At 60.0% G+C, this 21,709-nt stretch carries 26 protein-coding genes; 14 read left to right on the top strand and 12 right to left on the bottom strand.

The features are described 5' to 3' along the window. Nucleotides 1-882: 882 nt before the first annotated feature. The 13 genes from BW686_RS13495 (at nucleotide 883) to BW686_RS13435 (ending at nucleotide 10,114) form a co-directional block, all read left to right on the top strand. The gene (locus BW686_RS13495; protein ID WP_084917473.1) at nucleotides 883-1,821 is read left to right on the top strand and encodes a sigma 54-interacting transcriptional regulator; all 939 of its coding nucleotides are present in this window, start codon (nucleotides 883-885) and stop codon (nucleotides 1,819-1,821) included. A 52-nt stretch (nucleotides 1,822-1,873) separates the two neighbouring features. Then, nucleotides 1,874-2,782, top strand: a complete 909-nt coding sequence (locus BW686_RS13490) for a sigma 54-interacting transcriptional regulator (protein ID WP_084917470.1) — start codon at nucleotides 1,874-1,876, stop codon at nucleotides 2,780-2,782. 93 nt (nucleotides 2,783-2,875) lie between these two features. Continuing rightward, nucleotides 2,876-3,217 carry a hypothetical protein gene (locus BW686_RS13485; protein WP_084917467.1) on the top strand — a complete coding sequence of 114 codons (342 nt, stop codon included), beginning with the start codon at nucleotides 2,876-2,878 and terminating at the stop codon, nucleotides 3,215-3,217. Nucleotides 3,218-3,273: 56 nt separating this feature from the next. Further along, the gene (hrpZ, locus tag BW686_RS13480) at nucleotides 3,274-4,362 is read left to right on the top strand and encodes a type III secretion system effector HrpZ (protein WP_084917464.1); all 1,089 of its coding nucleotides are present in this window, start codon (nucleotides 3,274-3,276) and stop codon (nucleotides 4,360-4,362) included. A gap of 29 nt (nucleotides 4,363-4,391) precedes the next feature. Next, a complete protein-coding gene (sctI, locus tag BW686_RS13475) occupies nucleotides 4,392-4,766 on the top strand; it encodes a type III secretion system inner rod subunit SctI (RefSeq protein ID WP_084917461.1) in 375 nt (124 codons plus the stop codon). A gap of 8 nt (nucleotides 4,767-4,774) precedes the next feature. Further along, nucleotides 4,775-5,581, top strand: coding sequence for a type III secretion system inner membrane ring lipoprotein SctJ (sctJ, locus tag BW686_RS13470; protein WP_084917459.1), 807 nt, complete (start codon nucleotides 4,775-4,777; stop codon nucleotides 5,579-5,581). After that, nucleotides 5,581-6,108, top strand: coding sequence for a type III secretion protein (locus BW686_RS13465; RefSeq protein ID WP_084917456.1), 528 nt, complete (start codon nucleotides 5,581-5,583; stop codon nucleotides 6,106-6,108). The genes sctJ and BW686_RS13465 overlap by 1 nt, the downstream gene beginning before the upstream one ends. A gap of 36 nt (nucleotides 6,109-6,144) precedes the next feature. Further along, nucleotides 6,145-6,726: a type III secretion system stator protein SctL gene (sctL, locus tag BW686_RS13460; RefSeq protein WP_084917454.1), complete on the top strand. Its 582-nt coding sequence runs from the start codon at nucleotides 6,145-6,147 to the stop codon at nucleotides 6,724-6,726. A gap of 82 nt (nucleotides 6,727-6,808) precedes the next feature. Further along, entirely contained in the window at nucleotides 6,809-7,033 is a 225-nt protein-coding gene (locus BW686_RS13455) for a type III secretion protein (RefSeq protein ID WP_084917451.1), read from the top strand. Continuing rightward, the gene (locus tag BW686_RS13450; RefSeq protein ID WP_084917449.1) at nucleotides 7,020-7,451 is read left to right on the top strand and encodes a type III secretion protein; all 432 of its coding nucleotides are present in this window, start codon (nucleotides 7,020-7,022) and stop codon (nucleotides 7,449-7,451) included. The genes BW686_RS13455 and BW686_RS13450 overlap by 14 nt, the downstream gene beginning before the upstream one ends. 1 nt (nucleotide 7,452) lies before the next feature. Further along, nucleotides 7,453-9,552 (top strand): type III secretion system outer membrane ring subunit SctC, encoded by a 2,100-nt coding sequence (sctC, locus tag BW686_RS13445; protein ID WP_084917446.1) that lies wholly within the window; start codon nucleotides 7,453-7,455, stop codon nucleotides 9,550-9,552. Beyond that, nucleotides 9,549-9,752: an HrpT family type III secretion system protein gene (gene hrpT, locus BW686_RS13440; protein ID WP_084917444.1), complete on the top strand. Its 204-nt coding sequence runs from the start codon at nucleotides 9,549-9,551 to the stop codon at nucleotides 9,750-9,752. Before sctC ends, hrpT begins: the two co-directional genes overlap by 4 nt. 2 nt (nucleotides 9,753-9,754) lie before the next feature. Continuing rightward, nucleotides 9,755-10,114: a type III secretion protein HrpV gene (locus BW686_RS13435; protein WP_084917441.1), complete on the top strand. Its 360-nt coding sequence runs from the start codon at nucleotides 9,755-9,757 to the stop codon at nucleotides 10,112-10,114. A gap of 314 nt (nucleotides 10,115-10,428) precedes the next feature. Here BW686_RS13435 and sctU read toward each other — a convergent pair whose 3' ends face one another. Genes sctU through sctW form a run of 12 tightly spaced genes read right to left on the bottom strand, consistent with a single transcriptional unit; the run spans nucleotide 10,429 to nucleotide 20,894 of the window. Beyond that, nucleotides 10,429-11,508, bottom strand: coding sequence for a type III secretion system export apparatus subunit SctU (gene sctU / locus BW686_RS13430; RefSeq protein WP_084917439.1), 1,080 nt, complete (start codon nucleotides 11,506-11,508; stop codon nucleotides 10,429-10,431). Next, nucleotides 11,505-12,299, bottom strand: coding sequence for a type III secretion system export apparatus subunit SctT (gene sctT / locus BW686_RS13425; protein WP_084917436.1), 795 nt, complete (start codon nucleotides 12,297-12,299; stop codon nucleotides 11,505-11,507). The genes sctU and sctT overlap by 4 nt, the downstream gene beginning before the upstream one ends. Further along, nucleotides 12,300-12,566 (bottom strand): type III secretion system export apparatus subunit SctS, encoded by a 267-nt coding sequence (gene sctS / locus BW686_RS13420; protein ID WP_084917433.1) that lies wholly within the window; start codon nucleotides 12,564-12,566, stop codon nucleotides 12,300-12,302. A 7-nt stretch (nucleotides 12,567-12,573) separates the two neighbouring features. Beyond that, nucleotides 12,574-13,227 carry a type III secretion system export apparatus subunit SctR gene (gene sctR / locus BW686_RS13415; RefSeq protein ID WP_084917430.1) on the bottom strand — a complete coding sequence of 218 codons (654 nt, stop codon included), beginning with the start codon at nucleotides 13,225-13,227 and terminating at the stop codon, nucleotides 12,574-12,576. Then, nucleotides 13,224-13,622, bottom strand: coding sequence for a FliM/FliN family flagellar motor switch protein (locus tag BW686_RS13410; protein WP_084917427.1), 399 nt, complete (start codon nucleotides 13,620-13,622; stop codon nucleotides 13,224-13,226). The genes sctR and BW686_RS13410 overlap by 4 nt, the downstream gene beginning before the upstream one ends. Then, complete coding sequence (locus BW686_RS13405; RefSeq protein WP_084917424.1) at nucleotides 13,612-14,328, bottom strand: type III secretion system protein; 717 nt, start codon at nucleotides 14,326-14,328, stop codon at nucleotides 13,612-13,614. The genes BW686_RS13410 and BW686_RS13405 overlap by 11 nt, the downstream gene beginning before the upstream one ends. Beyond that, complete coding sequence (locus BW686_RS13400; protein WP_084917422.1) at nucleotides 14,325-14,891, bottom strand: type III secretion system HrpP C-terminal domain-containing protein; 567 nt, start codon at nucleotides 14,889-14,891, stop codon at nucleotides 14,325-14,327. The genes BW686_RS13405 and BW686_RS13400 overlap by 4 nt, the downstream gene beginning before the upstream one ends. Before the next feature lie 6 nt (nucleotides 14,892-14,897). Further along, the gene (locus BW686_RS13395) at nucleotides 14,898-15,344 is read right to left on the bottom strand and encodes a type III secretion protein (protein ID WP_084917420.1); all 447 of its coding nucleotides are present in this window, start codon (nucleotides 15,342-15,344) and stop codon (nucleotides 14,898-14,900) included. A 2-nt stretch (nucleotides 15,345-15,346) separates the two neighbouring features. After that, a complete protein-coding gene (locus BW686_RS13390) occupies nucleotides 15,347-16,696 on the bottom strand; it encodes a FliI/YscN family ATPase (protein ID WP_084917417.1) in 1,350 nt (449 codons plus the stop codon). Beyond that, nucleotides 16,693-17,667, bottom strand: coding sequence for a type III secretion system inner membrane ring subunit SctD (gene sctD, locus BW686_RS13385; RefSeq protein ID WP_084917415.1), 975 nt, complete (start codon nucleotides 17,665-17,667; stop codon nucleotides 16,693-16,695). Before sctD ends, BW686_RS13390 begins: the two co-directional genes overlap by 4 nt. Before the next feature lie 33 nt (nucleotides 17,668-17,700). Beyond that, on the bottom strand, nucleotides 17,701-19,788 hold the full coding sequence (gene sctV, locus BW686_RS13380; protein WP_084917412.1) for a type III secretion system export apparatus subunit SctV: 2,088 nt from the start codon (nucleotides 19,786-19,788) through the stop codon (nucleotides 17,701-17,703). Then, on the bottom strand, nucleotides 19,788-20,894 hold the full coding sequence (gene sctW, locus BW686_RS13375; RefSeq protein ID WP_084917410.1) for a type III secretion system gatekeeper subunit SctW: 1,107 nt from the start codon (nucleotides 20,892-20,894) through the stop codon (nucleotides 19,788-19,790). Before sctW ends, sctV begins: the two co-directional genes overlap by 1 nt. Before the next feature lie 243 nt (nucleotides 20,895-21,137). Here sctW and BW686_RS13370 point away from each other — a divergent pair, with 243 nt between their 5' ends. After that, nucleotides 21,138-21,692, top strand: a complete 555-nt coding sequence (locus BW686_RS13370; protein WP_084917408.1) for an RNA polymerase sigma factor — start codon at nucleotides 21,138-21,140, stop codon at nucleotides 21,690-21,692. Nucleotides 21,693-21,709: the final 17 nt, after the last annotated feature.

Genomic DNA, 21,709 nt, shown 5'->3' with positions numbered 1-21,709 from the left:
TTGTAAATATTTGTAAGTAAAAACTTACACACATCTAGAAACATTCTCAGTGATGATGGGGTATCAGTGACGCTTATGGAGTGAGTTGCTCTCACCACAGCAACCTGAGATTGCCGGATTGTCCTACAGTGAATCCTTTCAGCTGATTATCTATTTTCAAGCTCTATTATTCCTGACCAAAAGATCAGTTATGCGTTCGGAACACCGAACGCGATGGTGGCAATACGCTATCGCGAGGCGTGTCGAGAAATCGGGGGATTTCACCTTTGCCCGAATCCAGCACAGGCCCGCGTTCGGAAATCCGAATAACGCCTGGCATTGACACTTCCTGAGCGCTCCCTCGACGTGAGGCCAGTTGTTTATTCGAAATAAGGCGCCTGGCGAAGGACGAGTTAAGCCGTATTAAGTTTTAAGTCACAGCGTTTACAGTGTGAGCGGACAGTGACAATAACAACAGTTAACAATGGGTGTTTTTAATACTGTGGTGAACACTAAGGCTCTTGGTCGTGAGGCGGGGTTTTATAACTAATGGTGGGCGGAAGCGTCTGGCACGTGCCCGTGTTTTTTAAAGCGGCCGAATTAAATTTTTATTTAAGGACTGTTCCAGAATAGGGCAAGAGGCTGTTTGCCCGGTCGGGGTAGACGAATCTGGCTTTTTGAGTCGATACAACTTATTGATTTTAAAAGGGTTTAAATAAATTTCAGGTGTCATCTTAACGCGGTTTGTTATACCGAGTGCGTCATCGGGTCTTGATATTATTTGATAATGGTTCTCGAATTTGTGAGCGTCTTCTCATTCGTTGGGGAACTAAATTACTCTACGTCTGCCTTGTAGGACGTGGTATTAATAGTCCCGCTTGTTACCTGCCAAGAGAGTGATCGATGAGCACAGACATTGATAAGGACGTTCGAGAGTGTTGGGACGTAACTGCAGTATCGGCTGGTCATCAAATTGCAATGAACAGCGCTTTTCTGGATATGGATTTGCTCCTGTGCGGAGAAACCGGCACCGGCAAAGATACCCTTGCCAACCGGATTCACCGGCTGTCCAGCAGGTCAGGGCCGTTCGTTGGCATGAACTGCGCGGCCATCCCCGAGACGCTGGCCGAGAGCCAGTTGTTCGGCGTGGTCAATGGCGCATTCACGGGTGTGTGCCGCGCTCGCGAGGGCTACATCGAAGCCTCCAATGGGGGCACGCTCTATCTGGATGAAATCGACAGCATGCCGTTGAGCCTCCAGGCCAAGCTGTTGCACGTGCTGGAAAGCCGGGGTGTCGAGCGGCTCGGTTCGACCGAATTCATCCCCCTGGACCTGAGGGTGATTGCCTCGGCCCAACGTCCACTGGATGAACTGGTGGAACAAGGGCTTTTTCGTCGCGACCTGTTTTTCAGGCTCAACGTGCTGACACTTCAGTTGCCGGCCTTGCGCAAACGTCGTGAACAGATCCTGCCCTTGTTCGACCAGTTCACCCAGGAAATCGCAGCGGAGTTCGGTCGCTCCGTTCCAGCGCTCGACCACGGCCGCGTACAGATCCTGCTCAGCCATGACTGGCCGGGCAACGTTCGCGAATTGAAGTCTGCTGCCAAGCGATTTGTGCTCGGGTTCCCGCTGCTCGATGCCGAACCGCTCGAGGCGCGAGACCCGGTAACGGGGCTGCGCATGCAAATGCGCGTGATCGAGAAAATGCTCATTCAGGATGCCTTGAAGCGGCATCGGCACAATGTCGACGCGGTGCTTCAGGAGCTCGAACTGCCCAGGCGCACGCTGTACCACCGCATGAAGGAATTGGGGGTTGCGGCGCAGACCGACTTGACTGCTTGAGTCCGGAAGCGCTTCTGCACGTGCGCAACGCTGATGCCATTGGAGTCCTGAAATGAATCTTGACGATGGGTTTGACGATGACCTGGACGCGGAGCGCGTGCCCAATCTGGGGATCGTCGCTGAAAGCATTTCTCAACTGGGTATCGATGTGTTGCTGGCCGGCGAAACAGGCACCGGTAAAGACACGATTGCCCGGCGCATTCACGCGATGTCCGGCCGCAAGGGGCGTCTGGTCGCGATGAACTGCGCGGCCATTCCCGAATCGCTCGCCGAAAGCGAGCTGTTCGGGGTCGTCAGCGGTGCCTACACCGGTGCCGACCGCTCGCGGGTGGGGTACATCGAAGCGGCGCAGGGCGGAACGTTGTATCTGGATGAGATCGATAGCATGCCGCTCAGCCTGCAGGCCAAGCTGCTGAGGGTGCTTGAAACCCGGGCACTGGAGCGTTTGGGGTCGACGTCCACGATCAATCTGGATATCTGCGTGATCGCCTCGGCCCAGTCGTCTTTGGAGGATGCCGTCGAGCAGGGGAAATTTCGCCGCGACCTGTACTTTCGACTGAACGTGCTGACCCTCAAACTGCCGCCGTTGCGCGAGCAGCCTGAGCGCATAGTCCCGCTGTTCGAGCGTTTTGCAACGGCGGCGGCTCAGGAACTGGAGGTTGCGGTGCCTGACGTCTGCCCGTTGCTCCAGCAAGTGCTGATGGGGCATGACTGGCCTGGCAATATCCGAGAGCTCAAGGCTGCAGCAAAGCGCCACGTGCTGGGCTTTCCGTTGCTGGGGGCTGACGCTCTGGCTGACGAGCAGATGACCTGCGGGCTCAAGTATCAGTTGCGGGCGATTGAAAAAGCCTTGATCCAGCAGGCGCTCAAGCGTCATCGCAACTGCATCGACGCAGCCAGCCTGGAACTGGACATGCCGCGCCGTACGCTCTATCGACGCATCAAGGAGTTGAGCATCTGATTTTTTGCACAAGATCTGGAACCGATTCACCGGCCGTTGCCACCTATCTGTACCAAGCAATCACGCTGGTTCAGATAAAAGGGGCATCAAGTCATGGTCGCATTTTCAAGTCTAACCTCGAAACTCACCAACCTCGGCAATGGTGCTGTCAACGGTGTAGGCGGCGCTCTGCAGGGCGTCAACACCGTGGCTTCCAACGCCAGTCTTCAGAGCAACATCCTTTCCGGCACCGGTGACAGCCTGTCGGTTGCTGCGCAGGCCAAGGCCAGCGCGGAGACTGACGCCAACGGTGCGAAGCTGATTGCGATGCAGGCCGAAGAAACCAAGAAGAAACAGACGATGGACGTGTTGAACGCCATCGAGGCAGGCAAGGAAGACTCCACCAACAAGAAGATCAGTGCCACAGCGCAAAACGCCAAAGGTATCAGTTACTAATTATTTCTGATTGCCCCCTCGCCAGAGGGGGCCGCTAATCTCGGGACGGGCGTCTTATGCAAGCTCTCAACAGCCTCACCTCATTGCAAACTTCGGCATCGTTGTTTCCTGTGTCGCTCGACAGCAATGTAAACAGCAGTGCCAACACTTCCAGTAAAGAACTTAAAGCCGTCATCGACCAGTTGGTTCAGGCGTTGACCAAAAATGGCCAACTGGATGAAACCTCGCCACTCGGCAAAATGCTCGCCAAGGCGATGGCTGCGGATGGCAAGTCCGGTGGCAGCGTGGATGACATCGCTGCAGCGCTCGACAAACTGATCCACGAAAAGCTCGGTGACAATTTCGGTGCTTCCGCAGGCATTGGCGGTGGTGGTGGAGGCGGTTCGGGTTCCGGCGTCGGTGACAGCGGCCTGAATAGTGGCGCAGGAGGCGGGCAGTCTGACCTGATGAGTCAGGTGTTGAACGGCCTCGGCAAAGCCATGCTGAACGATCTGCTGAAGCCCAGCGAGGACGGTGGCACCACATTCTCCAAAGACGATATGCCGATTCTGGAAAAAGTCGCCCAGTTCATGGACGACAACAAGGCTCAATTCCCTACCCGGGACGGCGGCTCCTGGATGGACGAACTGAAGGAAGACAATGGTCTGGACGGTCAGGAAACGGCTCAATTTCGTTCGGCGCTCGACCTGATCGGCCAACAGCTCGGCCAGCAACAGGGCGATGCCAGTGGTGTCACTGGAGGCGGCGGTGGCGGTCTGGGTTCTCCGGTGAGCGATTCGGCAAACTCTCCAGCGTCGCTGGGCGATCCCTTGATCGATGCCAATACCGGCCCGGCCAGCAATGGCAGCGGCAACGGCAACCTCGACGTCGGTCAACTGATCGGGCAACTGATCGACCGTGGCCTGCAGGCGGAAGCTGCCGGAGGCGGACTGGGCACGCCGGTCGATAACTCGACGCAGGCTAACGGCAACCCGTCCAGCCAGGACCTGGGTCAGCTGTTGGGTGGCTTGTTGCAGAAAGGCCTGGAAGCGACGCTCAAGGATGCGACCAGCGCTGGCGGTGATTTGCAGGCTAGTGCCGCGCAAACCGCCACGCAGATCCTCAACGCCTTGCTGCAAGGCACCCACAGTCAGGCCTTGTCCTGATTGACACCCGCCTGACGGAGAGAAGCCTCATGACCATTTCCCGACTCAGCCACCTTAAAGACCTGTCGCCAGAGCTTGGGCCGAATGTGCATCAGGCGCTTGTCTCCGAGCCTGCGCAGGCGGATGTCGACCTGTTCACCGCGGCAATGCGCCCGGACAGCGGGCCGGCGACTTCTCACCTGTCTGACAAAGTCGCCAGTGCGCTGTCCGAGCGTTTGGGGGACACCGAAAAACTTTCCCGACAAGCGTTGCGCCAGATGAAGAAGGTCGCAGGTTCCGAAGACGGCGCCGACATCGTTCAGATGGGCCGCGCGTTGTCGCAATGCTCGTTGCAAATGGCGCTGACGACCAAGGTCGTGAGCAAGAGTGCTCAGGCGCTCGACAAGCTGACCAACCTGCAGTAGAGGTCTCCGTGAAATTTCTGAGCGCAGGGCTGCTGCTGATGTGCATTCTGGTGCTCGGCGGCTGCAGCGATGACACCGATCTGTTCACCGGGCTGTCCGAGCAGGATTCCAATGAAGTCGTTGCGCGCCTGGCGGACCAGCATATCGACGCGCGCAAACGCATGGAAAAAACCGGTGTGGTGGTCACGGTGGCCACCGCCGACATGAACCGTGCCGTGCGCGTGCTGGACGCTGCCGGTCTGCCCCGGCATTCACGTACCAGTCTCGGGGAAATCTTCAAGAAGGAAGGCGTGATTTCGACCCCGCTTGAAGAGCGTGCCCGCTATATCTATGCGTTGTCTCAAGAACTGGAAGCGACGCTTTCACAAATCGACGGCGTAATCGTGGCCAGGGTGCATGTGGTCCTGCCGGAACGCATTGCGCCGGGTGAGCCGGTTCAGCCAGCGTCTGCTGCGGTGTTCATCAAACATTCTGCTGCACTCGACCCTGACAGCGTGCGGGGGCGAATTCAGCAGATGGTCGCCAGCAGTATTCCCGGCATGTCCACTCAGTCTGCCGATTCGAAGAAGTTTTCCATTGTTTTCGTGCCCGCTGCGGAGTTTCAGGAAACCACGCAGTGGGCCAGTTTCGGGCCATTCAAGCTAGACAGCAGGAACCTTCCATTCTGGAACGTCATGCTCTGGATCATCCCTGTGGGCTTTGCTCTGGTGTTGCTGATTGCCCTGCTGGCCGTGCGCAGTGACTGGCGTGCCGAGGTGCTGCGGCGTATCGGGTTGCGCGCGCGCAGTCGTTCAAACCTGCCGGCGCGTGCGTAATGAACCTGAACGCGGACGAACGCTGGGTGGACTGGTGGTGCAACCCCTGGCAGTGGGCACATCCGGCCTGGCGCAACCGCTTCGCCGATGCCAGCGGCCTGTCGATGGGCGAGTGCGACGCGCTCATGGCGACCCGTCACGGCGCCTTTTTGCAGAGTCTCGGCATCGCTCCCGGCCAGCCTCCGGTAGCCAGCGAGCCGGTTTTGCACTGGCTGAGTCTGACGCCCCGGCAGCGCGAACAGGCGATAGCGCTGGTCCAACGCATTTGCTATTCCCGAAACGAAGCCGACGGTCCCGACGGCTCATGGTGCCTGGGCTTCTCCAAGGCCTTGCGCCCCGAGGCGTGGCTGGATTTCAGGCACGAGGATGCACGCTTGTTGCTGGGCGCTTGGCTGGGCCCCGAGTACTGGCCCCGATTACGTCTCGCCTGGCCGCCGGGTGAAGTGGGCGACAGCCCGGTTCAGGCGCCGGAGAACAAACTTCGGACCTTGTGGCAAGCCGTGTTGTGGCGTGTCACGGCGTCTTGAAGACAACCTTGATACTTTTGGCTTCAGGAACCTCCCATGCTTGCCAGACGCAGTATTGCCTTGACGACCGCTGCATTGCTGCCCGAACCGATCCTGCGCCGTGAACACATCGCCGACAGCGTGCGTGCGCGCGACGTACTGGCGGATGCACAGCGCCAGGCCGAACGGATGCGGGTCCTTGAGCAAGAGAAGGCTCAGCAACTCCAGCAGCAGGCGCTGGCCCGGTTCTGGGAAAACGCCAATGCCTTTCTTGATGAACTGCAGCAGCAGCGCAAAACCTTGCAGCAGGAAATGATGGCCGCTGTGGAAGCGCTGTTGAGCGAATCGCTGCGGCACTTGCTGGACGCCACGACGCTGGACGAGCGTGCGCGAGCCTTGGCCAGGAACCTGGCGGCCAGCCAGCTCAATGAAATCAGCGCGACCCTCAGCGTTCATCCCGACATGGCGGAACCTGTTGCCGAATGGCTGGCGCAAAGCCGGTTTGCCGAGCATTGGCAGCTCAGGCGGGATGCGTCAGTGGCATCGGGCAGCCTGCGTCTGAGCGATGCCAATGGCGCGTTCGACATCGACTGGGTGACGCTGCGCAACGGGCTGCTGGGGGCCGACCGCCCGGCCTGACGCGTGACCTGATTGCAGGATGGAACCGTACGGCCGGTTTGCTCCACTCAAGGGTTGAATCCTTCTGCTGGAGCACCGGAACATGATCAGTTTCAACAGTTTGCAACGCCACCTCGACCACTCTGCCAGCCGCGCTCAGGCCAACATGGAAGACGCGGCGATGGAAGCCTCGGAAAGTGGCTCCATCGAAGACCTCCAGGCTTTCAACGACGCGCAACAGCAGGTCGATGTCGCAGGCATTGCCGTCAACGAAAGCCTGCGCGCCAAACACGGCATCACCAAAGCGATCATCGATGGAATTCAGTGACTTCACCGAGATCCTCGGTCAGTGGGCTGAACAGCGTCCGGCGACTCCGCTGGACTGCTGGATCGATGACGCCAATGCGCGTCTGGCGGCGGAGGTCAACGGGGTGCGTTGCAGCATCGACCTGCTCGACCCCTGCGACGCCGCTGACCCGCAACGGCTGGAGGCCCTGCTCAGTGAAGGCGGAGCGAGCCTCGCCTGTTGCTGCGACGGCGCGCTGGCCATTGACCCGCAGACTCGCTGTCTGGTGCTGGTCAGCTGGATCCCAGACCCTTGCTCTCTCAACGAACTGCTCAATCGTCTGGAAAGCCTGGCCAATCAACGCGCGGCCTTGCTGAGCCTGATGCAAACCTCGATTCGCAACACAGCGCTCACCGTGTACGGGCGCGCGAACCTCAACAACCGGCAACCGGGAGTGTGAAATGCGCAAAGCCTTGATGTGGTTGCCTTTACTGTTGATCGGGGTGACCTCTGCCACGTGGGCGGTCACCCCCGAAGCCTGGAAACACACGGCTTACGCCTATGATGCGCGGCAGACCGAGCTGAATACGGCCCTGGCTGACTTCGCCAAGGAATTTGGCATGGCGCTGGACATGCCGCCGATTCCGGGAAAACTCGACGGCCGGATTCGCGCCCAGAGTCCTGAGGAGTTTCTCGACCGTCTGGGCCAGGAATACCACTTTCAGTGGTTTGCCTATAACGACACGCTGTACGTCAGCCCGTCCAGTGAACGCACCTCAGCGCGCATCGAGGTGTCGCCCGACGCTGTGGATGACCTGCAGACAGCCCTGACCGATGTCGGCCTGCTGGACAAACGCTTTGGCTGGGGTGCGCTGCCGGATGAGGGCGTGGTGCTGGTCCGCGGCCCGGCCAAATACGTAGAGTTCGTGCGCAACTACAGCAAAAAAGTCGAAAAGCCCGACAAGAAGGCCGATAAGCAGAACGTGGTCGTGCTGCCACTCAAATACGCCAACGCGGCAGACCGCACCATTCATTATCGTGACCAGCAACTGGTGGTCTCCGGTGTGGCCAGTATTCTTCAGGACCTGCTGGAGAGCCGGGCGCGCGGCGAGAGCATCGACAACGTCAATCTGCTGCCAGCCCAGAACAACGGTGGTTCGACCGGGGCCGGTGCAGCGGCTTCGGGCCTGCCTTACAACCTGAACTCCAATGGCATCGACACCGGCGTCCTGCAACAGGGCATTGACCGGGTATTTAGTTTTGGCAGCAAGCGCTCCGGCAAAGGCCATGCAGCGGGCCGCACGACTATCCGGGTGAGTGCCGATGTGCGTAACAACGCTGTGCTGATCTACGATTTGCCAGAACGCAAAGGCATGTACGAGAAGCTGGTCAAAGAACTGGATGTGCCGCGCAACCTGATCGAAATCGATGCGGTGATTCTCGACATCGACCGCAACGAGCTGGCAGAGCTGTCCAGCCGCTGGAATTTCAACGCAGGCAACGTCAGCGGTGGCGCCAGTCTGTTCGATGCCGGGACCAGCTCGACCATGTTCATTCAGAACGCCAGCAAGTTTTCTGCCGAGCTGCACGCACTGGAAGGCAACGGTTCTGCGTCGGTGATCGGCAATCCGTCGATCCTGACGCTGGAGAACCAGCCCGCCGTGATCGACTTGAGTCGCACCGAGTACCTCACTGCTACGTCTGAACGCGCCGCCGAAATTCTGCCCATCACGGCGGGCACCAGCCTGCAAGTGATTCCACGTTCACTGGACCACGAGGGCAAGCCTCAGGTGCAGATGATCGTGGACATCGAGGACGGTCAGATCGATGTGTCGACCATCAACGACACGCAGCCCAGTGTGCGCAAAGGCAACGTCAGCACCCAGGCGGTGATTGCCGAACACGGCTCGCTGGTGATCGGCGGTTTCCACGGGCTGGAAGCCAATGACCGGATTCACAAAGTCCCGCTGCTGGGAGATATTCCCTACATCGGCAAACTGCTGTTCCAGTCCCGCAGCCGCGAATTGAGCCAGCGTGAACGCCTGTTCATTCTGACCCCGCGACTGATTGGCGATCAGGTCAACCCGGCCCGATACGTGGAGAACGGCAACCCCCATGACATCGACGATCAGATGAAGAAAATCAAGGAGCGTCGCGACGGGGGAGAGCTGCCGACCCGAGGTGACATCCAGAAAGTCTTCACCCAGATGGTCGACGGTGCCGCGCCTGTGGGCATGCGCACGGGTGAACCGCTGCCGTTTGAAACCGACAGTTTGTGTGATCCGGGCGAAGGTCTGTCGCTTGATCGTCAGCGCTCGCAGTGGTTCGTCAAGAAGGACTGGGGCGTGGCGGTGGTCGTTGCGCGCAACAACACGGATAAACCGGTGCGTATCGACGAAAGCCGTTGCGGTGGTCGCTGGGTGATCGGCGTGGCTGCCTGGCCCCATGCCTGGCTTCAGCCGGGGCAGGAAAGCGAGGTCTACATCGCCGTGCGTCAACCACAGATATCGAAAATGGCCAAAGAAAGCCGGCCTTCGTTGTTAAAGGGAGTGACACCATGAGTCTGCGTAGCCTTGCGGTCATGTTTCTGTTGTTCGCTACCCTGGCGGGGTGCGCCACGCACGGGTGTGCCGGTTACGCGTGCAAGCGACCGGATTCCAACAGCCGCGAACTGGTGATCTGGTGGCCGCCTGACATGCGCCAGGGGCTGGATGATCGCGATCACGAGCTGGATTACACCGTCGTGCAGTTAAAGGACTGAAAATGATTGAGGTAATGGAAAAAACGGCGTTCTACGCTCAGGTCGTCGCCCAGAGCCCTGCGGTATGGCCGGTGGCAAACGGTGTCGCCTTTGTCAGCCGGCGCGAGCATCAGGACTGGGGCATCGCGCTGCACATCGAAGGCCGCGCGCTGCGCCCCGAGCAACTGCGCGAAGCACTGCAGCGCCGTTTTGTGGAGGCGGAGCGATTCAGTCGCTACTTCCTGTTTCTGGACGTGCGTCGCGACTTTGTGGTCTGGCACGCGATCAAGCAAACGCCGGACTCATTCGCCAGCCTGGACGAGATCCGCCGGCACGAGCTGACGCTGGCCGGGCTGGATCACTTGAGCGAGGAGTTGCACTGACTGCCTGAGCCACCGGGGTTCATGGGCCTGGACTGACAGGTTCATGAACACCGCCTGCCAAACCCTGCCCCTGCCTGAAAAGCCCCGTCTCCTCCTCTCCGTTCTACCTGGCCTGACCTGACGCCAGTGCCCACGTTCCGCGCTCATCGTTAAGCACGCCTGTTGTGGGTGTGAGCTTGCTTGCGAAGAGGCCAGTGGACCTGGCAGAAATGAACCGTTGAACCATCACTCTGCCCGGCAAGGCAGCATCGCTGCCCTGAGCATGTGTGGTCACGTCGTGCGTGCGGTTTGTGTCAGATAACCTGCTGAGGGCGTTATTGCTCGTCGTCGATACGAATCACTTCACCGGTGATTTCGTCCAGTTGGCGGACCACTTTGTAAATGTGAGCAACGGTCAGCAGGGTGGGGCGGGGGATGTACTTACCGGTTTTGACCTTGTACAGCGTGCGTGCCAGCCAGATGCTCTGGACCACCGGAATACCGGCTTTCTTGGCCCGTTCGATCAGCGCCAGAGCGTCCGCGTCCTCACCCTTGCAATGGATCATCGGCAGTGGTGTTTCTCCCGGCCGATAATAAAGCGCTACCGCATAGTGAGTCGGGTTGACCAGCAGCATGTCCGCTTCTTCCACCGGTTTTGGTGCTGTACTCGGCTCCTGGTTGAGAATTTCATGGGCCAGTTGCCGGCGATGGCCTTTGACGTGAGGGTCGCCCTCGGACTGCTTGTATTCCTTCTTGATGTCCTCATGGCTCATGCGCAGTTTTTTCGCGTGGAAGTACTTTTGCATGGCGAAGTCGACCATCGCAATGACCAGCAGCAAGCCCAGAATGATCCGCAGGACGTGGTGAAACAGCGCCACCAGCGCATGCCAGTAAGTGGTCAGGTCACTGTTGGCCAGCAGGATAAGGGTGCCGAGTTCCGGTTTGACCACTGTGTACAGGGTCGCTCCGATGGCAACCGCCTTGAGAACGCTGAGCAGCAGGTTGAGGAGGTTCTGCCCGGAGAACATCTGTTTGGCGTGGGAAAAGGGGTTGATCTTGTTGATGTCGAGCTTGAGTGCCTTGGGCGCGAACAGAAAGCCGATCTGCACCCAACTGCTGATCAGGCGCATGAGCATCGCCAGGCCGACGCTGCACAGGGTAAAGCTGAGCAGCACGGAAAACCCCTCGTGGGCGATCAGCTCCAGCGATGACATGAACGGCCTGTCGATGCCCTTGAATGAAAGCGACAGCAATGCCTGCAGGCGATTCACGCTTTCATCCGCCAGCCCGAGCGTGACCTCGCTCACGGCCAACAGCACCAGCAGCTTGCCGAGGTCCTGGCTCTGGCCAACCTGACCTTTTTCCCGCGCATCGCGGAGCTGTTTGGGTGTGGCCTTTTCGGTTTTTTCGCTCACGGCACCTGCACCATCAAGCCCAGCAGCGATTTGAGGTCGGCCAGTTTCGACAGCTGGCCGGTGCCCAGCTCCAGCAACGTCGGCAGGTAGATCAATAGAAAGGCAAGACCGGCCATGCTCTTGGCAGGCATCGCCAGAATCGAGACGTTCAGCTGTTGCGCGTACAGCCCGATGATCGCCAGTGCCGCCTCGATCAACAGCAGCAGGGCAATGAAGGGCGCGGCGTACAGCATCATGTGTTGCAGGGTCTGGTTCAATTGACCGAGAAACACGTCCAGACCGTCTGCGTTCATGCCCGGCAGCCACGAGGTGGGCGGCCAGACCGTGTAGCTGTCCCAGATGACCTGGGTGATCAGCGACAACCCGCCGGTGAGGATCACCAGCATGATCAGGGTTTCCTGAAACAGCTCGCCCAACGGCGTGGCGTCCGGCCCCAGTGAAGGGTTTATCTGCCCGCCACTGAGTGCGCCGCGCTGGCTGTCGAGCAAGGCACCCACAGATGCGAACATCCAGAACGGCGCGTACAGCAGCATGCCCAGCAGGGTGCCCAGCACGGCTTCCTTGAGCAGCAGACCGCCGATGGCAAACCAGTCTTCATTGAGCGAGGTCAGCGCGCGGCTGATGCCCGGTGCCGGGATCATGGCAACCACGGCAACCACCGAGTAGCGCACCGGGCCTTTGAGGTATTTGAAGCAGAAGGCTGGCACCAGCAGCATGCACGGCACTAGGCGCGCCATCGCCAGCCCCATGCCCAGTATGAACTCGAAAAAATCCTGGGCGTGCAGAGGCATCTAGTGGGCGACTCCGGACCGGGCAATCAGATCGAACGCCATGTTGATGAACTGGATGAGTTCGACACCGATCCAGCGGCCGGTCATGGCCAGCGTCATGCCGACGGCTGCCAGCTTGATACCGAACGGCAGGGTCTGATCCTGGATCTGCATCAACGCCTGCAACAGCGAGGTGACGACCCCGACCAGTACCGCGACGCCCAGCGGCGGGGCGGTCAGGATGACGACCAGAAACATGCCTTGCTTGAACAACGCCAACGCTTCCATGACCGCCTCACATATAGGAATAGAACAGGCTGTCGAGCAGGCGCGACCAGCCCGACACCAGCACGAACAACAGCAGCTTGAGCGGTAGCGACAGGGTCATCGGCGAGACCATCTGCATGCCCAGCGCCAGCAGCAGGTTGGAGACGATCAGGTCAATGACGATAAACGGGATGTAGATCAGAAAACCGATCTCGAAGCCGGCTTGCAGCTCCGACAGCACAAAGGCCGGGATCGCCAGCAGCAAGTCGTTCTTGCTCGCCTGATCGGCCATTTCCTTGGGCCACATGCGCTGAGTGTTGTCGAGCAAATGGGCCACCACGTCGGGATCGGTGTTGCGCGTCATGAAACGCTGCAGGGGTTCGATCACCGTCATCGCGCTGGCCTGAAGTTTCTCGGTATTGCCCAGTTCCAGTGGATGTTCATGCACCCGCTGCTGCATCTCGTGGGCCACCGGGGCCATGACGAACATGGTCGCTGCCAGCGCGATGCCGTACAGCGCCATGTTCGGCGGTACTTGCTGAACGCCTATGGCGTTGCGGGTGATCAGCAGGGTCATGGCGATTTTCAGGAAGGCGGTGCAGACGATCAGCAAAAACGGGATCAGCGACATCGCGCCGAGAAACAGGGCCAACAGGAGCGGATTCGCTCCCTCCATGATCATGCCGGGGCCGCCAGTCGAGTGATCTGCAGCCCCAGCCGGCCATCGACATCGACCAGCTCACCTTCAGCCACCACCCGTTCGCCGTGGCACAGGGTGGCAAAACCAGGTGCCACGCCGGTGACTTCAAGCACCGTTCCCGCACCCAGTTTGCGCAATTCGGCGAGGGTCAATCTGAGCTCACCGCAGCGCAGCGTCAGGTCCAGTGCCAGCGTGTCGAGTGCAGGCGAACGGGGTGGCTCGTCGTGCTGATCGTCTTCGAACGATTCCTCCAGCGTGGCATCGCCAGGCTGTTGTTCGGCGTGCGCGTCCTGCCAGTGCTGTTCGTGGTCGCCGGTCTGTTCGTCATCGTCATCAAGGCTTGCGACGTCGTCCTCGTACAGGTCTTCAGTACTCATGGTGGCTGTGCTCCTCGTGGCTGAGCCGCAAATAAAGATGCTGCGCGTCAGGGGCGGCCTGTGCCGCCCATTGCCGACCGGCAAGCGTCAGCGCGCCTTGCCCGGCGCTGTCGAAACGGCAGCGGGCAGGCAGCACCACGTCACCGGGACGCAGCGAGGCGAGTTGGTCCAGCGTCAGTGACAGCTCGCCGATGATCAGCGGTGTGGTCACCGGCCATGACTCATCGACAGGCTGCTGCCGTGCCTGCCACCGGGCTGCACGCAACAGCCTGAGCAATGTTTCAGGCGTGGTGTGCAGATGGGCGTGGACCTGCTGGTCAGCCAGCCGGACCTGAATCCGGCAGCCAAGGGTCGGTTCCGCCTGGCCGTCGATCAGCGGTTCGATGGGCGCCAGCAGATCGGCAATGACCGGACTCAGGCGTTGGTTGAAAAACTGCCAGTACCAGGCTTGCTGCTCGCCTGCCAGGGTCAGCGGGATATCACCGAACAGACTCAGCAGCGCCTCGGCATCGCTCAGGCACACAGGGCCGACGGCCGTGTTCAGCCAGACGCCGACCGGTTGTTGGCCGGTCTCGGCGAGCCACGGCAACAGCGTGAGTTCGGCGTTCTGCCCCCGGGCGATGAAGGGCAGTTGCTGACCGGCGCCCAGTTCACGTGTCGCCTGAGCCAGCAGCGGATCGACTTTACGCAAGCGAAGCGCGTTCATGCTGCGAGGTCTTCTTGCAGGTCCAAGTCGACGTCCTGGCCCAGAGCCTGCGCGAGCGAGCTCCGGCAGGCGCCGACATGGCCCTGCAAGCGCTTGAGCACATCGCGGCGGGCAAAACCCAGCTGAATACTCCAGCGGTTGTCGGCTTTACTGGCGTTGACCTGAACCGTGCCCAGGCTGGGTATCATCAAGGTAAACCGGAGCGGGCCTTCGGGCTGATCCGGCAGACGCTGCACGATTTCGTCAATCAACTGAGCCGGTACGTTTTCTGTGTGCATCGGGAACGCTATTCCGCCACCGGAGAAGCTCTGCTGATCCGGTTCGGCGCCCACTGGCGGGATCAACAGTTGCGAGAAGAACAGGCCATCGGCGCTTGCAGGCGTATCGAGCAACGATTTATTGAAAGCCGAACGATGGGTCTGCACGTCTCGCGCACCACCACCCGACGCAGGCCGTTTGTCACCGACAGGTGTGTCACTGAAAGCTGCTGGCGCACGTTCGACGGGTTTTTCTCGCAGGTCTACTGCTGGCGCTTTGGCCGGTGTTTTGATCGGTGCGGTCATCGTCACTTAACCTTCTTCGTTGAGCGTCTCCTCCAGGCAGGCGAGTTTCTCGACCGCGCGCTGAGACGCTTTGGCTTGCAGCCGCTTCTGTTCAAGCAACGCCTGTTGTTCGGTTACCCGCAATTGCTGCTGCTGCACGTCCTGGCGGATGTAGGACAGGCGGTCGAGCATGTTTTTTTCTTTGTCGTGCCACCGGTCGACATCGTTGACGCTGATGGTCTTTTGCAAATGCGCACTGGACAGGCTCTCGCGACGTCGCTTGTGGTGGTCACGTTCCTGAGCCAGTGACGCTCTGGTCTCTGATAAGTGGTCGAGCATCGATTTCAGTTCCACCTGCGCCTGGCGATGTGCCCGTTCGGCGCATGCCTGACGATGCTGGCGCAGCGGCGTGAGCAGGCCGATCACCTGTTCCAGCGCCGCCCGTTGCGGGTCGTCTTCGAGGTGTTCGTCCATGTCTATTCCGGCAGTTGGGCGGTGAGGCGCAGCAACCCGTTCAGGGTGTCCTGCAAGGGCACGGGTTCACGCAGGTCCTGGCGCAGGAAGGCGTTGATCGCGTCATTCAGTTGCACGGCACAGTCGGTGACCGGGTCGGCACCGGGCTGGTATTCCCCCAGACGCAAGAGCATTTCCACCTGTTTGTAGGCCGCCAGCAACTGGCGCAGACGGTTATTGGCCCGCTGATGCTCACGACCGGTGACGTTGCTCAGGATCCGGCTGATGCTGGCGGACACGTCGATGGCGGGGTAGTGCCCGCGTTCGGCCAGCTTGCGCGACAGCACAATGTGGCCGTCCAGCAACGAGCGCACTTCGTCGGCGACCGGATCATTCATCGAATCCTGCTCGATCAGCACCGTGTAGAGCGCAGTGATCGACCCGTTCTCGCTCATGCCGGCGCGCTCCACCAGACGCGGCAGCAGGGTGTACACCGAAGGAGGCAGGCCGCCACGGCCCAGCGGTTCGCCGGAAGCGATCCCGATTTCCCGCTGCGCACGGGCAAACCGGGTCAGCGAATCAAGCAGCAACAGCACTTTCTGGCCGCGGGCGCGAAAGGCTTCGGCGATGGCCGTGGCAGTAAAGGCTGCGCGGGCGCGTTCCATGCTTGAGCGATCAGACGTCGCGCAGACCAGTACCGAGCGATTGCGCAGGGTTTCGTCCAGTTCATGGTCGAGGAACTCGCGCAACTCGCGGCCTCGCTCGCCGATCAGCCCGAAGACAATGACATCGCAGCCCATGTTGCGCGCCAGTTCGGCCATCAAAGTGGTCTTGCCGCAGCCGGCACCGGCGAACAACCCGACGCGCTGGCCTTCGCCCAATAGAATCGCGCTGTCGATGGCGCGTACGCCGGTGGGCAATGCGTTCGTGATACGCGGTCGCTGAGTCGGCGGCAGGGCGTCGGCGATCACCGGCAGGGTGTCGCGACGATCATCCGGTCCGGCGAAAGCACCGACACAATCGCCCAGCAGCGGCCGTCCGAAACCGTCCAGCACGCAGCCCAGCAAACTGTCGTCCACGCCAATCCGGTGGGCGATGCCGAGTGGACGGATCGGCGCGCCGACCTGAATGCCATCGGGCGCACCGAGGGCGCTGAGCAAGGTGCAGTCCTGAGTAAACCCTACGATTTCGGCCAGCAACAGGCTGCCGTCGGCTTTGCTCACTTCACACAGGTCGCCCACCTTGGCCGCCGGAATCTTGCACTCCAGCAGAATGCCGCGAACAGCGCTGACCCGGCCACTGACGCGCACGGCGGAGTGTTCGCGAAGGCGTGCCGCATGGAGGTCTTTCCACTGGTTCAGCGCGGCGTTCACCAGGTCACCTCAACGTGCCGGTCGCCGTCGAACTGCAGGTGCTGATCATCAATTCCGGTCAGGCGCAGGCCGTCCACTTCGTCCCCCACGTATACCCGCCGACCGTCGGCGGTCACCAAGTGCGCATGAGGACCGGTCATGATTTGAACCACCACGAAAGGCAAGGTGTTGCGCTTGCTGGCGACGTTGTCCAGCACGGTCACCGGCGACTCGTAACGGTCCTTGAAACGCTGCAACATGCGCTGATAGACCAGCAAGGAGTCTTCTTTCAGGTCACCGCTCAGCATCAGGCCGTCAGGGGTTTCCTCCACGCTCACTTCTGTCAGCAGACGGTCGCTGAGCATGCTGTTGAGCTGATGCACCACAGCGTCTTTGCTGGCCAGGCGGATGCGTTTGTCCGCTGCGGCGCTGGCTGGTTTCTCCTGTGCCTGCTGCGTGTCGGTCGATGCAGTGGTGTTCGCCGATGCAATGTGTGCAGGGCTTTGGTCCATCGCGAGGGTTGCCGGTCGGGTCAGGCTCCAGGCACTGCCAATGACCCCCACCAGCAGCCCGGCGATGATTCCCGTGGTGCGGTTGAGCCATTGCGAGCGCGACTTGACCTTTTTCAGCGGCACCTCGGTGCGCGCAGGCTCCGGTTCAGCCTCTGACTGTTTGGGGATGACGGCTGGCACCGAAGGCCATTCATCTTCAGCGGGCGAAACACACAGCCACACCGACCCCAGCAAAAACGCACTGTTGAGCGTCACATCAAGGTGAGTCTGTGGGCTGCCTTCTTCATCACAAATTGCGCCGTCTTCGGCGTTCAGGGCCCAGCTGTCATTCAGCCGGTGCAGGCGGCAGTGCAGGTTTTCGACACCTGTGTCGTCCAGCGCCAGGTCCTGCTGATCGGCAGAGCCAATGGACCACTCTTCGCCTATCAGTGGTAAGGCTGCGCCCTGGTGTTGGCCGTTCAGTACGCGTAATTCAAACATGTGACCTTCTCCCTGTGCTCAAGCCTGACAGGCTCAAGCGGCATGCTCGTTGTCCAGCGATTCAAGATCGTCTTCAAGGTCGAATCGACCCATGACCTTGACCTTGGCTGCATTGCTGATTTCTGCGAAAGACAGCACGGGAACGTGATAGAACTCTTCTTTCAACAATGTGCGCAGCGGACTGCGCAAGTCCTGCGCGACCAGCAGCACGGCCTGTTCCGGGGCGCGTACCGGGAACGCAATGTGCATTTGCTGCACGAGCATCTGGCTGATCTCGTTGCTCAGTGCAAAGAACGTTTCGGTCTGTGTCTGACGCAATCCGTCGCGCAGCAAGCCCTCGCTTTCCGGCGTCAGCAGCCACACTTGCAAGCCTTCGGCCCCGCAGTACTGGTGGTAAATCTGCGACTTGAGCGCAATGCGCACGTAGTCGGTCAGCACGCTGGTGTCGCGCTCATGCTGGCAGTGCTCGATCAGGGTTTCGGCAATCACCCGGATCGCCCGCAGCGGCACACACTCCGATGCCAGTCGCTGCAGAACGGCCGAAAAACGTGTCAGGGTGAGAACCCGCTGCATTTCCTGAGCGAGTTCAGGCTGCTCGGATTCCAGCCAGCCCAGGATCGCTTTGGTTTCCTGCAGACCAATGAACTGTGGTCCGCAAGACTGCAAGGCGCGCTCCATGCGCTCGATGATCAAGGTCATGGCGTTGACGGCGGGCAGCTCGCTACTCTGCTCGGCGGGCAGCCAGACCCATTGGTCTTCCTGGCGATCAGTGCTGCCGGAGATGGCCGCCGGTAACGATTCGCCGTTCAACTGGCGGGCATCCACCGCCACGTGCGTCTGCGTGAAGGTTGCCTTGAGCATGGGCACGTCATAGACCAGGAAGCGAAATTCGTCCTGAGGCAGTTGATCGACATACTCAATGATGAAGGAGGGCAGGGTCAGGCCGAATCGCACCACCAGACGGTTGCGGCGCTGACGTATTTCGCTGACCAGCGCGTCGATCAGTGCGCTGTCCTGGCCGGGGTGGAATTGCAGGACGAACTGGCGGCTGGGTGAAAAAGTCCGCAGGTCTTCCTTGCCATTCATTTCCGGGGCCACGGCGACGGCTCCCCGCTCTTCGGGCTTGGGTCTGGCGCGTTGCAATTGCAGCAACCCGCCGGCGCCGCAGATGATCGCAATGGTGATGAACACCCCGGTCGGCATCCCCGGCAGCGCGGCGAAACCGAGCATGGCCACGGCGGCAATGATCCAGGCTTTTGGCTGGCTGGTGATCTGTTCGGCGATTTCCCGGCCGATGTTGGCTTCCACACCCGCTTCGGTATTGGGCACGCGAGTGATGATCATGCCGCAGGTCACGGAGATCAGCAGCGCGGGAATCTGCGCGATCAGGCCGTCGCCGATGGTCAACACGGTGTACAACTGCAAGGCATCACCGGCACTCATGCCGTGCTGCAGAACACCAATGGAGATGCCGCCGATCATGTTGATCGCCACGATGATCAGGCTGGCAATGGCGTCGCCGTTGACGAACTTCATCGCCCCGTCCATCGCACCGAACAGCTGGCTTTCCTTGTTCAGTTCAGCGCGCCGCTTGCGGGCTTCGTGAACGGTGATCAGGTTGGCCCGCAAGTCACTGTCGATGGACATTTGCTTGCCGGGCATGGCGTCCAGCGTGAACCGCGCGCCCACCTCGGCCACCCGCTCCGAGCCCTTGGTGATCACCAGAAAGTTGACCACTGTCAGGATCAGGAAGATCACCAGACCCACCGCCAGATTACCGCCCACCACAAACTGCCCGAAGGCTTCGACGATATGACCTGCGTCCTGATTGAGCAGGATCAGGCGCGTGGTGGAAATCGACAGCGCCAGGCGAAACATGGTGGTCAGCAACAGCACCGCCGGAAAGGTCGAAAACGCCAGCGGCCTGGGCAGGTGCATGGCCAGCATGATAAGCAGGCAGGAGATACAGATGTTGACTGCGATCAGCACGTCTACCAGCCCGGTCGGGAGCGGTGTGATCATCATGAACACGATGGCGATCACAAAGAACGCACCGACTACTTCCGAACGGCGCATGGCCGACAGGGCGATCATGTTCAGCACGTTGATGAGTTTATTCATCAGGCAAATACCCCGTAGTACTGCTTCTGTTCCTGTTGGGTGAGCTCGGCCATCAGGATCAGCAGGTTGCTCAGTGCGGTCTGACGGCTTTTCATGTCACGCCACAGCAGAATGGGCAGTTGCAGCAGCATGGGCCGCAAACCGTTGAGGAACGCCAACTGGTGCTTGAGGTGCTTGCCACCGATGTGTTGAGTCAGTTGCAGGGTCTGGTTCACATTCATGCCGTTGGCCGTCAGGGTCAGCAGGTGCTTGAGAAAGGCTGGCGGGTCGACTTTCAGGTCGGGGTTCTTGTTACGCATGCGGCCCAGCAGGTGCTCGCAACCTTTCAGCAGCGTGGTCACATGGCGTGCGGTATTGAGGCCGTGCATCAAGGTGCGCAGTTGTTCATGGGAAGCGGACGGCGTCATGGCCGACAGGTCATCGGCGATGGCGATGCGCATGTCACGCAGGTCGGCGTCGAACTGGCCGACTTCCTCTTGTTCGTTGAGCAGTGCTTCGATCAGGCCGGTGATGTTCGGCTGACCCGACACCGCCACGTTGTACAGATTGCGCAGTGAGGCCCGACGCTTGTTATCGATGTTCGAGCGGCCAAAGGCCCTGGCCGTGTTGATGCCTGCCCGGGCGCGAGGACCGTACTTTCTGCGCAGCAATTTCAGCTTATGGGTCAGCACCACGTGTTCGCCGGTGGCACCATCGGCTTCGGCCTGTTTTCTGGCCGCTTGCAACACCACATGAGCCTTGGCCGCGTCGCCATCGGTGAACGCCAGAACCAGCGACAGATCGTCGGAAGAATCTTCCTGCATGAGCTTTTTACGCATCATCCGGGCCGCGTTATCCAGCCCGGTGTCCTGAGCGCCCATCAACAATTGATACAGCTCACCCAGCTTGACCGCGCGCGACTGCAGGGCATTGTTGCTGGCGATCAACTCGCGCTGATGCAGGATGCGGCTGTGCTGGATCAGCGCCGCAGCGAAACGCGAAACCTGTTGTTGTGAAGTCCCGGCGCTATTCAGCGCGGCGCCTGGCAGTGGCTGCGCAACAGGCGTCACGACGCGGGTCGGCGTGACCGGAAGTGTCTGCATGGGAGGCGGAGCGACGATTTTCATAGAGCAGTTCTGAGCCGGGTAATGCCCGCTGAGTGGGTTGCGGTCCGGGTTCAGTTCCCTGAAGGAAGGCACTGATGCGTTTGTGCCAAATGCTGTCGTCGCAAAAAGCGGTTTGCGCAAACTTTTGTATTACAAAGAGTTTCAAATTTATTAATTATCAACAAAATCAATGGTTTATTTTGAATTTTTGGCTGGCACGGTTATCGCTATAGGGCTTGCACTCCATCATCAAAGGGCAAGCCCATGTCTACGAACCTTGTGATTCTCGATGCAACCTCGCCACGCCAGCCATCTTCGTCCGCCGGCATTCGGCAGTTGACGGCCGATCAGATTCAGATGCTCAGGGCGTTCATCCAGAAGCGCGTGATGAACCCTGATGATGTCGATGACATCCTGCAGTGCGTGTTTCTTGAGGCGTTACGCAACGAGCACAAGTTTCAGCACGCCAGCAAACCGCAGACCTGGTTGTGCGGTATTGCGCTGAACCTGATCCGCAACCACTTCCGCAAAATGTATCGCCAGCCGTATCAGGAAAGCTGGGAGGACGAGGTGCATACCGACCTGGAATGGAACGGTGATATCACTCATCAGGTAGACGGGCACCGGCAGTTGGCACGCGTCATCGCGGCCATTGATGGCCTGCCGTCAAACATGCAGAAGGTCCTCGAAGTGTCACTGGAGATGGACGGCAATTATCAGGAGACCGCGAACACGCTTGGCGTTCCGATCGGCACCGTGCGTTCGCGGCTGTCACGGGCGCGGGTTCAGTTGAAGCAACAGATCGACCCGTTTGCCTGAATGCCGGTTTTGAAAAC

The sequence above is a fragment of the Pseudomonas syringae genome, assembly GCF_002157375.1.
GTDB lineage: Bacteria > Pseudomonadota > Gammaproteobacteria > Pseudomonadales > Pseudomonadaceae > Aquipseudomonas > Aquipseudomonas syringae_T.
The sequence above is the reverse complement of the archived record's forward strand: the minus strand, read 5'-3'. Positions and strand labels throughout refer to the sequence as shown.